This window comes from Streptomyces sp. SP18CS02 (assembly GCF_036322365.1).
Classification (GTDB): Bacteria; Actinomycetota; Actinomycetes; order Streptomycetales; family Streptomycetaceae; genus Streptomyces.
Genome location: NZ_JAQYXC010000098.1, coordinates 1 through 343, shown reverse-complemented (window position 1 = coordinate 343; position 343 = coordinate 1). Strand labels below are relative to the sequence as shown.

Sequence of the window (343 nt, the reverse complement as noted above, 5' to 3'; positions counted from 1 at the left end):
GGCTCGGGATCGCTGAGCCGGAGCACCCAGCTCAAGCCCATCAACGACGTCGACATCATCGCCGTCTACGACGGCCCCGAGCACCCGGACTGGGGCAGCGCCGGCCACAGTGCCGAGCACGCACTAGACCACGCCCGCGACCAGGTCAACCGGCTGCTGGGCAAGACCAACGGTAGCCACGGCAACGAAGTCCGGCTGGCCCGGCCGAGGAACCACGCGGTCAAGTGCTTCCTCGACGACCCGGACGACGAAAGCGCGTTCACCGTCGACGTGATGCCGGCCCTCCGGCAGGCCGACGGCACCCTTCTCATACCCGAGAAGCGCTCCCAGACCTGGGTGCTCG

General features: G+C 68.8%; 1 pseudogene. It reads left to right on the top strand.

Going from position 1 to position 343, the window contains the following annotated elements:
• A pseudogene (locus PUR26_RS00820) lies at positions 1-343 on the top strand (hypothetical protein); the annotation flags it as partial.